Below are 14,330 nucleotides of genomic sequence, written 5' to 3' on the forward strand. Positions count from 1 at the left end.
GGGAGCGGGCTTGCCCCGCGAATGGGGCGCAAAGCGCCCCAGGTTTTTATGAAAGCACTGCCTCAGCCGGCGATACGATCGAAGTCTTCGCCCCCCGCGAACGCCCCGAGCTCAAGTAAGCCGCAATCGACTCCTGCGTCACCTCGCCCAAAAACACCTGCTCGGCATCCAGCACCGGCAACCACGCCCGATTGAACTCGTACATCCGCGACAGCAGGATGCGCAAGTGCTCATCGTGCGACGCCGTGGCGTTGAATTGGCGCAGGAAGTCGCCACAGGTCCCTTGCTGGCGGTGCATGTCGCGCCGACGCACATAGCCCATCGCCTTGTTCTGCGCATCGGTCACTACCACATAGCGGCGGTCGTGCTCGTCCAGCAGCTCCAGCGCATCGCTCACCGGCGTCTCCGGGCTTACCGACGGTGCGTTGTCTGCCGCATCCTCGGCCCGCACCAGCAACAGGCGTTTCAATGTGCTGTCCTGGCCGACGAAGTTGCTGACAAAATCATCCACTGGGTGCGCCAGCAGGGTGTCCGGGTGGTCCAGCTGCAACAGCTTGCCGGCACGGAAGATGGCAATCTTGTCGCCCAGCTTGATCGCTTCGTCGATGTCATGGCTGACCATGATCACGGTCTTGTTCAGCGCCCGCTGCATCTCGAAGAACTCGTTCTGGATCATCTCGCGGTTGATCGGGTCGACCGCGCCGAACGGCTCGTCCATCAACAACACCGGGGCCTCGGCCGCCAGGGCGCGGATCACGCCAATACGCTGCTGCTGGCCGCCGGACAGCTCGCGTGGGTAGCGCTGCAGGTACTGCTTGGGTTCGAGCTTGATCATGTGCATCAGCTCGCGGGCGCGGTCGTGGCACTTCTGCTTGTCCCAACCGAGCAGGCGCGGGACCACGGTGATGTTCTCTTCGATGGTCATGTTGGGGAACAGGCCGATCTGCTGGATCACGTAGCCAATGCGCCGGCGCAGGGTCACTTCGTCCAGCGCGCTGGTGTCTTCGCCATTGATGAACACTTGGCCCGAGGTGGGCGTGATCAGGCGGTTGATCATCTTCAGCGTGGTGCTCTTGCCGCAGCCCGAAGGGCCGAGGAACACGCAGATTTCGCCCTCGTTGACGGTGAGGTTGACCGCGTCGACGGCTTTGACGTCCTTGCCGTTGACGTTGAAGGTTTTGCTGAGGTTCTTGAGTTCGATCATGAGCGCAGTCCTTCTGGAGTCAGGGCACGTTGCAGGGTTTGCAGCAGCAGGTCGGCGATGATCGCCAGCAGGCTGACCAATACGGCGCCGACCAGCAGCATCGACATGTCGCTGCGGCTGATGGAGGTGAGGATGAGGACGCCCAGGCCGCCAGCACCGATGGTCGCGGCAATGGTCATCACGCCGATGTTCATCACTACGGCGGTGCGTACGCCGGCCAGGATCACCGGCACCGCGATGGGCAGCTCGACCATGCGCAGGCGCTGGCCGAAGGTCATGCCGATGCCGCGTGCGGCTTCGCGGATGCCGGGCTCGACGTTGGTCAGCGCCAGGTAGGTGTTGCGCAGAATCGGCAGCAGTGAATAAAGGAACACGGCGGTGATCGCCGGCAGCGGGCCGAGGCCCTGGCCGAACTTGGAATAGAACGGCAGCAGCAGGCCGAACAGGGCGATCGAGGGGATGGTCAGCAGCACCGTGGCACTGGCTTGCAGGGGGCCGGCGACAGCCGGGAAGCGGGTCATCAGGATGCCCAGGGGCACGCCGACGAGGATGGCCAGGCTGACGGCAATGCCGACCAACATGATGTGCTGCCAGGTCAATTGCAGGACCTGGGCCCAATCGAGGTGGGCGAAGGTGTCGAGCAGGCTCATGGCTGTACCTCCTTCAAGGGGTGTTCACGCAGGAAGGCTGCGGCCACGGCGGTCGGGTTCTGGTGTTCGACGTCGACCTTGGCGTTGAGCTGACGCATGGTTTCGTCGTCGAGCTGCTCGGCCAGCGGTTTGAGCAAGGCGGCCAGTTGCGGGTTGGCGTCGAGCACGGCTTTGCGTACGACAGGCGCAGCGGTGTAGTCAGGGAAGTAGTGCTTGTCGTCTTCGAGCAACTTGAGGTCGAACGCGTTCAGGCGCCCGTCGGTGGTGTAGACCAGCCCGGCGAACACCTGGTTGTTGTGCATGGCGGTGTAAACCAGCCCCGCGTCCATCTGGCGGATGTTGGCCCTGCCGACTTGCAGGTCGTACATGGCTTTGAGGCCGACCAGGCCGTCCGGGCGATTGGCGAACTCGGTGTCCAGGGCTACCAGGTGGTTGCGTTTGCTTTCGTCACGTAGCACCTGGTTGAGGTCGCTGATCGTATTCACCTGCGGGTAGGCCTCGGCGATCTGTTTCGGTAGGCCAAGGGCATAGGTGTTGCTGAATTTCGACGGGGTCAGCCAGATCAGGTCTTTTTTCGCATCAAGCGCCTTGACCTTGGCGTAGGTGGCTTCGGCGTTTGGCATGCGTTCATCGATGTGGTTGTACGACACCAACGACACACCGGTGTACTCCCACATCAGGTCGAGCTGGCCGGTTTCCTGCGCCTGGCGTGCAATGCTGCTGCCAAGGCCGGTGGTCACGCGCACATCGAAGCCGTTGGCGCGCAGGTATTGGGCGGTGATTTCGGCAAGCACGGTCTGTTCGGTGAACACCCGCGCGCCGATACGCACCAGCGGTTTGTCCGCTGCCTGGGCCACACCTGCAAACAGCAGGGCTGCGCCGAGCAGCAAGGCGATTCTCTTCTTCATACGTTCCCTCGTCTTATTGGGCCAGGCCACGTTCTAGCCAGCGCTTGCTGGAGAAGCTCACCAGGGCGTCGAGCAGCAAGGCCAGCAGCGCCGTACATGCGGCGCCCAGCAGCAGCTGCGGCTGGTTGTTCAGGGCAATGCCAGGGAAAATCAGGCTGCCCAGGCTGTTGGCGCCAATCAGGAATGCCAGGGGTGCGGTGCCCACGTTCAGCGCCAGGGCCACACGCACACCGCCGACGATGATTGGCACGGCATTGGGCAGTTCCACCTGCCACAGTTGCTGGCGCGGGGTCATGCCGATGCCGGTGGCGGCTTCCTTGAGCGAGGCGGGGACGTTTTTCAGGCCTTCGTAAGTGTTGCGCACGATGGGCAGGAGGGAGGCGAGGAACAGCGCGAAGATCGCAGGCCCGGCGCCGATGCCCAGGATACTGAGCGCGATGGCCAGAACGGCCAGCGGGGGAATGGTATTGCCAACGTTGAAGAACTGCATGAAGCGCTCGGCTTTGTCGACCCGGTGCGGTCGACTAAGCGCAATGCCAGCGGGGATGCCCACGGCCAACGCCGCCGCCATCGAAGCCAGCACCAGTATCAGGTGCGCTTGCAGGTAGAACCCAAGATCGTCGCGGTAACGCGCGATCGTGTCGATGCCGATCCAGTGGATCAGCAGGGCCAGGATGACGAGCACGGTGGCGCATCCCAACAGCCCTTTTCCGTAGCGTGTAGCCACAGGCGGACTCCTTGTGTTGTCGGCGAGCACACTCTTTTTTTGGCCGGCCATACCTGGCAGCGAGTGGTGTGTTCGCGAGTAGCAGCGTGAAGCAACCGAAGGCTGCGATCAGGCCATGAGCCGAACCCCGTCGGGCCCGAAAAAGCTGATGAAACCAGTCCCCAACCGAAGCGGGTTGCAGGGGAGTGGACGTCTCCGAGGGCGTAAAGGTTCCCATCTGAGGCGGCATTTGGCCAGTGTTAATCACTGGGAGAGGTGTTTTTTCATACGAGAAAACAACGTTATTCCTACGTAAAGGCGTTGGTTTACCTGCTATCAATCCAATTGTGCTGATGGACAAAATTCCCCTCTCGGTTCTTTCAATATTTACTTGAGGGAATATTCCTCTGGAGGTATTTTGTTGGCGTGGACGATCAGATTTTGTGAGGAGTTCATCAGCGATTTCGATGCGTTGGATGACAGCGTTCAGGAGCGAATGCTGGGTCACCTGCGGTTGCTGCAATCATCAGTGCCAGCGCTTGGGCGACCTCATGTCGATACATTGAATGGATCCCGATATCCGAACATGAAAGAGTTGAGATTCACTGGGCGCAATGCGGTCTGGCGGGTCGCATTTGCTTTCGATCCTGACCGTCAGGCAGTCATCCTGGTGGCAGGTGACAAGTGCGGTGTTGGGGAGCACAGGTTTTATCAGGGGTTGATCAAGCAAGCAGACGCTCGCTTTGAGAATCACCTGTCGAGAGGAGAGAAAGATGTCCAAGACACTTGATGAGGTCATCAACGGATTGTCCCCTGAACGCAGGGAGCGGGTGGAGCAGCTGGGGCGTCAATTGATTCGCGAAGAAATGACGCTTCAGGCATTGCGTAAACAGCTCGAATTCACTCAAGAAGGTTTGGCAGAGCGTCTGGACATTCGTCAGGCCAACATATCCAAGGTGGAGAAGCGCAGTGACATGTTGATTTCGACCCTGCGTAGTTATGTGGAGGCATTGGGTGGCACCCTGGAGCTCGTCGTTCATATGCCTGGCCGTCCACCTGTAACGCTTGACGGCTTTTGTGAGGATCAGGCAAAGCGCGCCTGATTGACCGTCATTGACCAACGGCGGGGATCAAATTTTGGTCCCCGCCCAACTTCAGGTATGATATCGCCCCTTTTTGAATCCCCCAGTCAGGCGATTTCCCATGACCAACCAGGCCGCCGAAGTCGCGAAACGCCGCACTTTCGCCATTATTTCCCACCCCGACGCCGGTAAGACCACCATCACCGAGAAGCTCCTGCTGATGGGCAAGGCCATTGCCGTCGCCGGTACCGTGAAGTCGCGCAAGTCCGACCGCCACGCCACCTCCGACTGGATGGAAATGGAGAAGCAGCGCGGCATCTCCATCACCACCTCGGTGATGCAGTTCCCCTATCGCGAGCACATGATCAACCTGCTCGACACCCCCGGCCACGAAGACTTCTCGGAAGACACCTACCGCACCCTGACCGCAGTGGACTCGGCGCTGATGGTGCTCGACGGCGGTAAAGGTGTAGAGCCGCGGACCATCGCTCTGATGGACGTCTGCCGCCTGCGCGACACGCCCATCGTCAGCTTCATCAACAAACTCGACCGTGACATCCGCGACCCGATCGAACTGCTCGACGAGATCGAAGCCGTTCTGAAGATCAAGGCCGCGCCGATCACCTGGCCGATCGGTTGCTACCGCGATTTCAAGGGCGTGTACCACCTGGCCGGCGACTACATCATCGTCTACACCCCGGGCCACGGCCATGAGCGTACTGAGGTCAAGATCATCGAGAAGCTCGATTCCGATGAAGCCCGTGCGCACCTGGGTGACGAATATGATCGCTTCCTCGAGCAGCTTGAGCTGGTTCAGGGCGCTTGCCATGAATTCGATCAGGACGAGTTCATCAATGGCCAGCTGACACCGGTGTTCTTCGGTACCGCACTGGGCAACTTCGGTGTCGACCATGTGCTCGACGCCGTTGTCGACTGGGCGCCGCGCCCGCTGGCCCGTGTGGCCCACGAGCGTACCGTGGAGCCGGTGGAAGAGAAGTTCACAGGCTTCGTGTTCAAGATCCAGGCGAACATGGACCCGAAACACCGCGACCGTATCGCCTTCATGCGCATCTGCTCGGGCAAGTACGAGAAGGGCATGAAAATGCGCCACGTGCGCACCGGCAAGGACCTGCGCATCGGTGACGCGCTGACCTTCTTCTCTTCCGAGCGCGAGCAGCTGGAAGAAGCCTTTGCTGGCGACATCATCGGCCTGCACAACCACGGCACCATCCAGATCGGCGACACCTTCACCGAAGGCGAGGCGCTGGGCTTCACCGGTATTCCGCACTTCGCTCCAGAGCTTTTCCGCCGCGTGCGCCTGAAAGACCCGCTCAAGTCCAAGCAGTTGCGTCAGGGCCTGCAGCAATTGGCCGAAGAGGGCGCGACCCAGGTGTTCTTCCCAGAACGCAGCAACGACATCATCCTCGGTGCCGTCGGTGTGCTGCAGTTCGATGTGGTCGCCAGCCGCCTGAAGGAAGAGTACAAGGTCGAGTGCGCCTACGAGCCGATCACTGTGTGGTCCGCGCGCTGGATCAGCTGTGACGACAAGAAGAAGCTCGAGGAATTCCAGACCAAGGCCATGGAGAACCTGGCCATCGACGGTGGCGGTCACCTGACCTACCTGGCGCCGACCCGGGTCAACCTGTCGCTGATGGAAGAGCGCTGGCCGGACGTCAAGTTCCGCGCTACCCGCGAACACCACTGATTTCGGGAGCCTGCTAACTGACCCTGTGGGAGCGGCGAACCGCCGCTCCCACAGTGACCGCGTTACGGCCGCATTCAGTTGCCTGCCTTGATACTGGTCCAGATCCGCGTCCGGATGCGGTCGATCTTGGCCGGCATCGCCTCCAGTGCATACAGTTTGCCCATCAGATCGTCGCTGGGGTAAATCATCGTATTGCCCTTCATCGCCGGGTCCACCAGCCCGTCGGCCTTGAGGTTGCCGTTGGCGTACTGCACATGGTTGCTGATGTTGGCCATCACGTCTGGCTGCAACAAGTAATTCATGTAAGCATACCCGGCCTTCTCATCCGGTGCATCGGCTGGCATGGCGACCATGTCGAACCACATTGGCGCACCTTCCTTCGGGATTGAATACCCCACCTTCACACCATTGTTCGCTTCATCCGCACGGTTTTTCGCCTGTAGCACGTCACCCGAGAAGCCCACCACCACGCAGATATCGCCATTCGCCAGGTCGCCGGTGTATTTGGAAGAATGGAAGTAGCTGATGTACGGCCGTACCTTCATCAACAGGTCCTTGGCCTTCTCGTAGTCCTTCGGATCCTGGCTGTGATGCGCCAAGCCCAAGTAGTGAAGGGCGATTGGCAGCAGCTCGGGGCCGTTGTCCAGCACCGCGACACCACAGCTTTTCAGCTTGCTCATGTACTCAGGCTTGAAGATCAGGTCCCACGAGTCCACTGGCGCGTTTTCGCCAAGTATCGCCTTGACCTTGTCGATGTTATAGCCAATACCGGTACTGCCCCACAGGTACGGAAAACCGTACTGGTTGCCCGGGTCATTGACCTCAAGCGCCTTGAGCAGTACGGGGTTGAGGTTGTGCCAGTTGGGCAACTGCGACTTGTCCAGCGGCTTCAAGGCCTTGCCCTGGATCTGCCGGGCCATGAAGTGGTTGGAGGGGAACACCACGTCGTAGCCGGAGTTGCCGGTCATCAACTTGCCGTCGAGGGTTTCGTTGCTGTCGTACACGTCGTAGGTCGGCACGATGCCCGTGGCTTGCTGGAAGTTTTCCAGGGTGTCAGGGGCAACGTAGCTGGACCAGTTGTAGATTTTCACCGTGTCGGCGGCGCTGGCCACGCTGGCGGCCAGCATCAGGGGTGCGAGAAGGAAGGTGCGCATGTCGGGTTTACCTTGCTTTGTCTGTTGTTATCGAAGGCAGGCGATCAGCGGATCAGAAAATCAGAACGTAGGTCTTGCGCACGGTTTCCTGAATGTCCCAGGTGCCAGTGCTGTTGGCCGGTAGCATCAGTGCGTCTCCGGCTTCTATGGAGAGGGGCTCGCCACCGTCGGGGGTGAAGGTGCAGCGGCCCTTGATGAAGTGGCAGAACTCCTGTTGCACGATCTGCCGCCGCCAGCGCCCCGGGGTGCACTCCCAGATGCCGGTTTCGACGCCATCGCTGCGTTCCACGCAGGTGACCGAGGTGACCGCGACGGGGTCGCCGAGCGGGACTGCTACGGGGTTGGAACTGTCCAGGACGGCGCTGTCGGTGTGTTTGAACTGGGTGATGCTCATGACCGGTGGATCCTGTGTAGGTGAAAGGGAAGTCAGTGCATGAAGCCTTCCATGAAGTCTGCGAGCGAGCTGGCCAGGCGCCGCCTCCAAGGCGCGCTGGCGGGGTTGGCGAGGGTTCGGTCCTCGTGCACGAAGCTTTGGATGATCGCGTTGTAGCCCAGCCAACGGCAGGGCTCGGCAGGCCAGGTGGACAGGCTCGACAGCGGACGATTGTCGAGCACCCAGGGTTGTGCGGTCAGTGCGTTGTGCTGGTTGAGGATCAGCGCAGCCAGGGTGCGCCCGCCGAGGTTGGTGGCTCCGACGCCTTCGCCGCCATAGCCACCGGCCAGGGCAATACCGCGTTGGCGGTCGCACAGCATGTGCGGGCGGAAGCGCCTGGCCATGCCCAGGTTGCCGCCCCAGGAATGGGTGATGCGCACATGCTTGAGCTGGGGGAAAAGCTCGCTGAATAGGTAGCGGCGCAGGTCAACTTCGGCATCGGTCAGGGTGAAGTCTTCGCGTAGCCGGCCACCGAAGCGGTAGCCGCCGCGGGCGCCGAACACCAGGCGATTGTCGGCCGTGCGCTGGCCATAGGTGACCTGGCGGCTGCTTTCGCTGAACGCCTGGCCCTGGCTCAGGCCGATCTGCTCCCAGGTCGACTCCGGCAGTGGCTCGGTAGCCACCAGCAGGCTCTGCACTGGAAGTTGATGCTTGCCCAGCGGTGGCAGGCTGGCGGCGTAACCTTCCACAGCGGGCACCGTCCACTGGCAGCGGATGCGTGCCAGCGGGGTACGCACTTCACCCGGCTGCCAGTCGATGGCAGGGGTGTTTTCGTAAATCGGCGCGCCGAGGTTTTCTACCGCCAGGGCCAGGCCGCGCGCCAGCTTGGCCGGCTGGATCGTTGCGGTGTGCGGGCTGTAGATCGCACCGTAGGCGTTACTGACCCGCAACTGGGCGTCCAACTGCTCGGGGCGCAGCCAGCGGTAGTCATCCTCGGTCATGCCCTGGCGATAGAGGTCGTCCAGGTAGGCGCGCAGGCTGCGCTCCTGCTCGGGGTAGCGGGCAGCGCAATACAGCACGCCACCTTTGCGGTAGTCGCAGTCGATGGCTTCGCGTTGCAGCACGGCGTGCACTTCATCGGGAATGCCGTGCAACAGGTCGATGCTGGCGCGGCGTTGTTGCGGCGACAGGGTGGCGAGCAGGCGGTCCTCGCCGAGCAGGTTGCCCATCAGCCAGCCGCCATTGCGCCCGGAGGCGCCGAAGCCGGCGATGTTGGCCTCGATCACCGCGATGTTCAGCTGTGGCGCCTGGCGCTTGAGGTAGTACGCGGTCCACAGGCCGGTATAACCGGCGCCGATGATGCACACGTCAACGTCGAGGTCATCGCGCAGTGCCGGGCGCGCGCACAGCGGCTCGTCGAGCTGGTCCATCCACAGGCTGAGCGTGCGCAGGGGTTGCATCGGGTTTGGCTCCACATCGGTCAAGGTCTGTGGGCGATCCTAGTGCTGTCAGCCAGCGGCTGTCTTACGTGCGTGCACGCAGAGAAATTTGCTTGAGGTAGGCCTTGGGCGTGAGTCCGGTGTTTTCGCGGAAGCACTTGTAGAACGCCGACAGCGAATTGAAGCCCGCGCTGAATGCCAGGTCGTCGATCGGAGCCTGGGCAGTATTGTCGTCCAGGCTGGCCATCAGGTGCTGCAGGCGCGCCTGGTTGACGTAGCGGTAGAAGCTTTGGCCCAGCACTTGGTTGAGCAGGTAGGAGATCTGGTTGCGGCTATAGCCGCTGGCATCGGCGACCTGTTGCAGGTCCAGTTCCGGGTCGAGGTAGGGGCGTTGACGCTGAAAGTAGTGCTCAAGGTCCTGGGCCATGGTCGACAGCTGGCGCGGCGAAAGCCCGAGGCGGCTGGTGGCCGGTCGCGGGCCGGCGTTGGTCAGGCCCTTGCCCTGTTGTCGCACCAGCGTGGCGTATTCGTTGACCCGCCAGATCAGGCCATCCTTGACGGTGATGGCCTCGCTGGACTGGAACGCGACCAGGCCTTCGCCGCCTTGCACGGTGACTTGGTACTGGATGAAAGCTGTGCAGCCATCGACGCGGATACGGTCGCTGTGGACGATATCTTCACCCGCCTCACGTGGCAGGCTGGCGCGTACGTAGTCGCGCAGGTCGTTGAAGCCGAGCACGCGGTTCTGGAAGAAGTCGTGGTACCGCACGTCTGGGTGATACAGCGCAATGACGCCGTCGAGGTCGCGGTGCTTCCAGCACAGGTGATAGCGCATCACGGTCTCGGCGGTGATGGGCGTCTGTTCGGGGCCGTCGGCAGGGGGGTTAGAACGCATTCGCAAATAGTGCCGGGGGCAGGGGCGGTAGGCAAGCCAGGGGCGCGGCCAGCGGACATTGCATAAACCCTGAGCCTATACGAGCAATCCGGGTGTTTTGCACGACTCCAGGAAACGCGTTTGAGCTAACCCGTTGATTCGCTTGAAAGTCATTTTTTGACACATGTGGCACGGCCTCTGCACCGATCATCACGCGACTGGTCCCGATGCTCACAATAAAGGCGAAAAACCATGATCCCCTCTGCCGAATATCCCTATGTCGATTCCCAGAATCGTTCAGGCGTGTCCTGGGCGGCCATCTTCGCGGGTGCCGCTGCTGCTGCCGCGCTGTCTTTGATCCTTGTGGTGCTCGGTGCGGGGCTTGGCTTTGCCGCCACTTCGCCCTGGGCAGATGAAGGTGCCAGCGCCCAGACCTTGGGCGTGTCGGCGATCATCTGGTTGTTGTTGACGCAGATTCTCGCTTCAGGCCTGGGCGGCTATATCGCCGGCCGGCTGCGGGTGAAGTGGGCCAATCTGCATGGCGATGAAGTGTATTTCCGCGACACGGCCCATGGCTTCCTCGCCTGGGCAGTGGCCACGCTGGTTGCGGCCATGCTGATCGTTGGCACCGTCGGTGGTTTGGCCGGTGCGGGCGTGCAGGCGGGGGCGACGGCGGTTGGGGCGGCTGCGAGCATGGCGCCCAAGCCTGATGCCAATGGTTACTTCGTCGACAGCCTGTTCCGTAGCGATGGCCCGGCAGCGGTCAGCGACGATGCTGCCAACGGCGTAGCGGCGCGCATCCTGGCCAAGTCTATCGCCCAGGGTGGCGCGATGGCTGAAGGTGACCGCGCGTATCTCGCGCAATTGGTGGCCCAGCGTACCCGCTTGAGCCAGGCGGAAGCCGAAGCACGGGTGGATGAAGTGTACGCCCAAGTGCAGCAGGCCAAGGTGCAGGCAAAACAGGCAGCTGATACGGCGGCCAAAGTGGCAGCCTGGACCGCGCTGTGGACCTTCGTTGCGCTGCTCTGCGGTGCGTTCTTTGCCAGCCTGGCTGCGTTGTTCGGTGGCCGTCAGCGTGATCGCGTGCTGTGGCTGGAAGGGGAAGGCGTGGGCTACACGACCCATCGAAGCATTCAACGTTAAGGAAGGAGAAACAACATGCGCTCATTACTGCTGTGGATGCTTGGGGTACCGATTCCGGTGATCATCTTGATCGCGATATTCATGCATTGAGACGATGGGGCCGCTTTGCGGCCCTTCGCGGGGCAAGCCCGCTCCCACAGATATCACACTGTTCTTGAGGGCGGTGTGATATCTGTGGGAGCGGGCTTGCCCCGCGAAGAATGTCACACCGACCTAGAGAAATTGCTCTGCATAATGGCAGGCAACTTGCCGGGTTCCCACTTGCCTGAAGGCCGGCACTTCAACAGCACAGCGCTCCGTCGCATACGGGCAACGCTTGTGAAACGCGCAGCCATCCGGCGGGTTCAACGGGTTGGGTAATTCCCCTGCAATGCGAATCTTAGGCTTCAACGGGTCTGGATGAATCGCCGGCGTTGCCGACAGCAATGCCTGGGTATAAGGGTGCAGCGGCTTCTCGTAGATATCCGCCTTCGGCCCCATCTCCGCCGGCCGCCCCAGGTACATCACCAACACCTGATCCGCCACATGCCGCACCACCGCCAGGTTGTGCGAGATGAATACGTAAGCGGTGTTGAATTCCTTCTGCAGGTCCATGAACAGGTTCAGCACCTGTGCCTGGATCGACACGTCGAGTGCAGAGGTCGGCTCGTCCGCCACCAGCACCTTGGGCTGCAGCATCATGGCCCGGGCCAGGGCGATGCGCTGGCGCTGCCCCCCCGAGAACATGTGCGGGTAGCGCTGGTAGTGCTCGGGTCGCAGGCCGACCTGCTCCATCATCTTCTGCACTTTCTCGCGCCGCTCGGCCTTGCTCAGCGAGGTGTTGATCAGCAAAGGCTCGGCCAATTGGTCGCCGATCTTCTGGCGCGGATTCAGCGAGGCATACGGGCTTTGGAAGACCATCTGCACATCGCGGCGCAATTGCTTGCGCTCGGCCTTGCTGGCGCCTGTGACCTCGGTGCCGGCGATCTGTAACGAGCCGGAGGAGGGCTCTTCGATCAGGGTCAGGGCGCGCGCCAGGGTCGATTTGCCACAGCCGGATTCACCGACCACAGCCAGGGTCTTGCCGGCCTCCAGTTCGAACGATACGCCATTGAGCGCACGCACCAGGGCGTGGCCCTTGAACAGGCCGCGGGACACTTCGTAATGGCGAGTCAACTCGCGGGCAGTAAGTACGACGGCCATCACGCCACCTCCTGGTTCAGCGGGTAGAAGCAACGCACCAGGCTGTGTGCCTGGGGGGCGAGGGGCGGGCGCTGTTGCCGGCAGTTGTCCTGCACGTACGGGCAGCGCGGCGACAGCAGGCAACCTTGCGGCCGGTCGTAACGGCCAGGGACGATGCCGGGCAGGGTGGCCAGGCGCTCGGCGCCCAGGCTGTGCTCGGGGATCGCCGCCAGCAGGGCTTCGCTGTAGGGGTGGGCGGGGACGTCGAACAGCTCGGGCACCTGGCCCACTTCTACCGCTTGCCCGGCGTACATCACACACACGCGCCGGGCGGTTTCAGCCACCACGGCCAGGTCATGGGTAATGAGAATGAGCGCCATGTTGCGCTCTTTCTGCAGGTTGACCAGCAGCTCCATGATCTGCGCCTGGATGGTCACATCGAGGGCGGTGGTAGGTTCGTCGGCGATCAGCAGCTTGGGTTCGCCGGCAATCGCCATGGCGATCGCCACGCGCTGGCTCATGCCGCCAGACAGCTGGTGCGGATACGCGTCCAGGCGGCTTTCCGCGGCCGGGATCTCGACTTTTTTCAACAGTTCCAGGGCCCGCTGGCGCGCAGCCTTGCCCTTCAGGCCCAGGTGCTGGCGCAGCACTTCTTCGATCTGATAGCCCACGGTGAAGCTCGGGTTGAGCGCGGTCATCGGGTCCTGGAAGACCATGGCGATGTCCTTGCCCACCACCTTGCGCCGCTGGCGGCCGCTGAGCTTGAGCATGTCGGTGCCGTTGAACGTCATGGTATCGGCGGTGATGCGCCCGGGGGCGTCGATCAGGCCCATCAGGGCCATCATGGTGACGGATTTGCCCGAGCCGGACTCGCCAACGATGGCCAGGATCTCTCCGGCATCCACGGCCAGGTCCAGGCCGTCCACTACCGGTACTGCATGGGCGTCGCCGAAGCGCACATTGAGGTTGTTGATCTGCAACAGTGACATGGCGTTCTCCTCAGGCGGCGTTCTTGAGTTTCGGGTCCAGCGCATCGCGCAGTCCGTCGCCCATCAGGTTGATTGCCAGCACGCTGAGCAGAATGGTCACCCCCGGCAGGCTCACCACCCACCAGGCCCGCTCGATGTAGTCGCGGGCCGAAGCCAGCATGGTGCCCCACTCGGGGGTGGGCGGTTGCACGCCCAGGCCGAGGAAGCCCAGGGCCGCGGCGTCGAGGATCGCCGAGGAGAAACTCAAGGTAGCCTGCACGATCAACGGCGCCATGCAGTTGGGCAGCACGGTGACGAACATCAGCCGCGGCAAGCTGGCACCGGCCAGGCGGGCGGCGGTGACGTAGTCGCGGTTGAGTTCGCCCATTACCGCGGCGCGGGTCAGCCGCACATAGGCAGGCAGCGAGACAATGGCGATGGCGATCACGGTGTTGATCAGGCCAGGGCCGAGGATGGCGACGATGGCCACGGCCAGCAGCAGCGAGGGCAGGGCCAGCATCACGTCCATGAGGCGCATGATCGAGGGGCCGAGGAAGTGCGGGAAGAAGCCGGCCAGCAGGCCCAGCAGAATCCCTGGGATCAGCGACATCACCACCGACGACAGGCCGATCAGCAATGACAGCCGGGCGCCCTGGATCAAGCGCGACAGCAGGTCGCGGCCCAGTTCGTCGGTGCCGAGGATGAACTGCCAGGTACCGCCTTCGAGCCACACCGGCGGGGTCAGCAGGAAGTCGCGGTACTGCTCGCTCGGGTCATGCGGGGCGACCCAAGGGGCGAACAGGGCGCAGAACACCACCAGGCACATGAAGGCCAGGCCCATCACCGCGCCTTTGTTGCGCGAGAAGGCGTGCCAGAATTCCTTGTACGGCGAGGGGTAGAGCAGGCTTTGGTCCACCGGGCTGGCCGGTGCGACGGATTTTGCAATCGGGCTAGTCATGGCGA

The 14,330-nt window shown here is 62.3% G+C and carries 15 protein-coding genes; 4 read left to right on the top strand and 11 right to left on the bottom strand.

The genetic code is table 11. The features are described 5' to 3' along the window. Positions 1 to 46: 46 nt before the first annotated feature. The 4 genes from ACMCNM_RS06850 to ACMCNM_RS06865 are packed head-to-tail and all read right to left on the bottom strand — an operon-like array spanning position 47 to position 3,489. Positions 47 to 1,204, bottom strand: a complete 1,158-nt coding sequence (locus ACMCNM_RS06850; protein WP_186675571.1) for a betaine/proline/choline family ABC transporter ATP-binding protein — start codon at positions 1,202 to 1,204, stop codon at positions 47 to 49. Beyond that, positions 1,201 to 1,854 carry an ABC transporter permease gene (locus ACMCNM_RS06855; protein ID WP_008090677.1) on the bottom strand — a complete coding sequence of 218 codons (654 nt, stop codon included), beginning with the start codon at positions 1,852 to 1,854 and terminating at the stop codon, positions 1,201 to 1,203. Before ACMCNM_RS06855 ends, ACMCNM_RS06850 begins: the two co-directional genes overlap by 4 nt. Beyond that, positions 1,851 to 2,762 carry a glycine betaine ABC transporter substrate-binding protein gene (locus tag ACMCNM_RS06860; protein ID WP_412764123.1) on the bottom strand — a complete coding sequence of 304 codons (912 nt, stop codon included), beginning with the start codon at positions 2,760 to 2,762 and terminating at the stop codon, positions 1,851 to 1,853. Before ACMCNM_RS06860 ends, ACMCNM_RS06855 begins: the two co-directional genes overlap by 4 nt. Before the next feature lie 13 nt (positions 2,763 to 2,775). Continuing rightward, complete coding sequence (locus ACMCNM_RS06865) at positions 2,776 to 3,489, bottom strand: ABC transporter permease (RefSeq protein ID WP_027595567.1); 714 nt, start codon at positions 3,487 to 3,489, stop codon at positions 2,776 to 2,778. A 400-nt stretch (positions 3,490 to 3,889) separates the two neighbouring features. On the opposite strand from ACMCNM_RS06865, the gene ACMCNM_RS06870 reads away from it, so the two are divergent. From ACMCNM_RS06870 to ACMCNM_RS06880, 3 genes are all read left to right on the top strand, one after another. After that, positions 3,890 to 4,258, top strand: a complete 369-nt coding sequence (locus ACMCNM_RS06870) for a type II toxin-antitoxin system RelE/ParE family toxin (RefSeq protein WP_412764124.1) — start codon at positions 3,890 to 3,892, stop codon at positions 4,256 to 4,258. Then, a complete protein-coding gene (locus tag ACMCNM_RS06875) occupies positions 4,242 to 4,571 on the top strand; it encodes an XRE family transcriptional regulator (RefSeq protein ID WP_186675581.1) in 330 nt (109 codons plus the stop codon). Before ACMCNM_RS06870 ends, ACMCNM_RS06875 begins: the two co-directional genes overlap by 17 nt. Positions 4,572 to 4,671: 100 nt before the next feature. After that, complete coding sequence (locus tag ACMCNM_RS06880) at positions 4,672 to 6,255, top strand: peptide chain release factor 3 (RefSeq protein ID WP_027595568.1); 1,584 nt, start codon at positions 4,672 to 4,674, stop codon at positions 6,253 to 6,255. A 74-nt stretch (positions 6,256 to 6,329) separates the two neighbouring features. On the opposite strand, the gene ACMCNM_RS06885 is transcribed toward ACMCNM_RS06880, so the two are convergent. The 4 genes from ACMCNM_RS06885 to ACMCNM_RS06900 all read right to left on the bottom strand — a co-directional run bounded on the left by ACMCNM_RS06885 (position 6,330) and on the right by ACMCNM_RS06900 (position 10,116). Beyond that, positions 6,330 to 7,409, bottom strand: a complete 1,080-nt coding sequence (locus ACMCNM_RS06885) for a polyamine ABC transporter substrate-binding protein (protein ID WP_412764125.1) — start codon at positions 7,407 to 7,409, stop codon at positions 6,330 to 6,332. Positions 7,410 to 7,461: 52 nt separating this feature from the next. Then, positions 7,462 to 7,803: a cupin domain-containing protein gene (locus ACMCNM_RS06890; RefSeq protein ID WP_099452974.1), complete on the bottom strand. Its 342-nt coding sequence runs from the start codon at positions 7,801 to 7,803 to the stop codon at positions 7,462 to 7,464. Positions 7,804 to 7,835: 32 nt separating this feature from the next. Beyond that, positions 7,836 to 9,242, bottom strand: coding sequence for an NAD(P)/FAD-dependent oxidoreductase (locus ACMCNM_RS06895; RefSeq protein WP_412764126.1), 1,407 nt, complete (start codon positions 9,240 to 9,242; stop codon positions 7,836 to 7,838). Between the two features lie 64 nt (positions 9,243 to 9,306). Next, complete coding sequence (locus ACMCNM_RS06900) at positions 9,307 to 10,116, bottom strand: helix-turn-helix domain-containing protein (RefSeq protein WP_412764127.1); 810 nt, start codon at positions 10,114 to 10,116, stop codon at positions 9,307 to 9,309. 231 nt (positions 10,117 to 10,347) lie between these two features. Here ACMCNM_RS06900 and ACMCNM_RS06905 point away from each other — a divergent pair, with 231 nt between their 5' ends. Beyond that, positions 10,348 to 11,238 carry a hypothetical protein gene (locus ACMCNM_RS06905; protein WP_186675596.1) on the top strand — a complete coding sequence of 297 codons (891 nt, stop codon included), beginning with the start codon at positions 10,348 to 10,350 and terminating at the stop codon, positions 11,236 to 11,238. 213 nt (positions 11,239 to 11,451) lie between these two features. Here the strand turns inward: ACMCNM_RS06905 and ACMCNM_RS06910 are convergent, their stop codons facing one another. From ACMCNM_RS06910 to ACMCNM_RS06920, 3 genes are read right to left on the bottom strand one after another with little or no spacing between them, the layout of a single operon-like run. Further along, a complete protein-coding gene (locus ACMCNM_RS06910) occupies positions 11,452 to 12,420 on the bottom strand; it encodes a peptide ABC transporter ATP-binding protein (RefSeq protein ID WP_186675598.1) in 969 nt (322 codons plus the stop codon). Continuing rightward, positions 12,420 to 13,388, bottom strand: coding sequence for an ABC transporter ATP-binding protein (locus ACMCNM_RS06915; RefSeq protein WP_027595573.1), 969 nt, complete (start codon positions 13,386 to 13,388; stop codon positions 12,420 to 12,422). Before ACMCNM_RS06915 ends, ACMCNM_RS06910 begins: the two co-directional genes overlap by 1 nt. Before the next feature lie 10 nt (positions 13,389 to 13,398). After that, positions 13,399 to 14,325 (bottom strand): ABC transporter permease subunit, encoded by a 927-nt coding sequence (locus tag ACMCNM_RS06920; protein ID WP_027595574.1) that lies wholly within the window; start codon positions 14,323 to 14,325, stop codon positions 13,399 to 13,401. Positions 14,326 to 14,330 lie beyond the last annotated feature (5 nt).

The sequence above is a fragment of the Pseudomonas sp. NGC7 genome (assembly GCF_047159675.1).
Classification (GTDB): domain Bacteria; phylum Pseudomonadota; class Gammaproteobacteria; order Pseudomonadales; family Pseudomonadaceae; genus Aquipseudomonas; species Aquipseudomonas kermanshahensis.

Bases quoted from the DNA above. Each gene is read 5' to 3' on its own strand.
- ACMCNM_RS06850 (WP_186675571.1), bottom strand. From the start codon at position 1,204: ATGATCGAACTCAAGAACCTCAGCAAAACCTTCAACGTCAACGGCAAG.
- ACMCNM_RS06855 (WP_008090677.1), bottom strand. From the start codon at position 1,854: ATGAGCCTGCTCGACACCTTCGCCCACCTCGATTGGGCCCAGGTCCTG.
- ACMCNM_RS06860 (WP_412764123.1), bottom strand. From the start codon at position 2,762: ATGAAGAAGAGAATCGCCTTGCTGCTCGGCGCAGCCCTGCTGTTTGCA.
- ACMCNM_RS06875 (WP_186675581.1), top strand. From the start codon at position 4,242: ATGTCCAAGACACTTGATGAGGTCATCAACGGATTGTCCCCTGAACGC.
- ACMCNM_RS06880 (WP_027595568.1), top strand. From the start codon at position 4,672: ATGACCAACCAGGCCGCCGAAGTCGCGAAACGCCGCACTTTCGCCATT.
- ACMCNM_RS06885 (WP_412764125.1), bottom strand. From the start codon at position 7,409: ATGCGCACCTTCCTTCTCGCACCCCTGATGCTGGCCGCCAGCGTGGCC.
- ACMCNM_RS06890 (WP_099452974.1), bottom strand. From the start codon at position 7,803: ATGAGCATCACCCAGTTCAAACACACCGACAGCGCCGTCCTGGACAGT.
- ACMCNM_RS06895 (WP_412764126.1), bottom strand. From the start codon at position 9,242: ATGCAACCCCTGCGCACGCTCAGCCTGTGGATGGACCAGCTCGACGAG.
- ACMCNM_RS06900 (WP_412764127.1), bottom strand. From the start codon at position 10,116: ATGCGTTCTAACCCCCCTGCCGACGGCCCCGAACAGACGCCCATCACC.
- ACMCNM_RS06905 (WP_186675596.1), top strand. From the start codon at position 10,348: ATGATCCCCTCTGCCGAATATCCCTATGTCGATTCCCAGAATCGTTCA.
- ACMCNM_RS06910 (WP_186675598.1), bottom strand. From the start codon at position 12,420: ATGGCCGTCGTACTTACTGCCCGCGAGTTGACTCGCCATTACGAAGTG.
- ACMCNM_RS06915 (WP_027595573.1), bottom strand. From the start codon at position 13,388: ATGTCACTGTTGCAGATCAACAACCTCAATGTGCGCTTCGGCGACGCC.
- ACMCNM_RS06920 (WP_027595574.1), bottom strand. From the start codon at position 14,325: ATGACTAGCCCGATTGCAAAATCCGTCGCACCGGCCAGCCCGGTGGAC.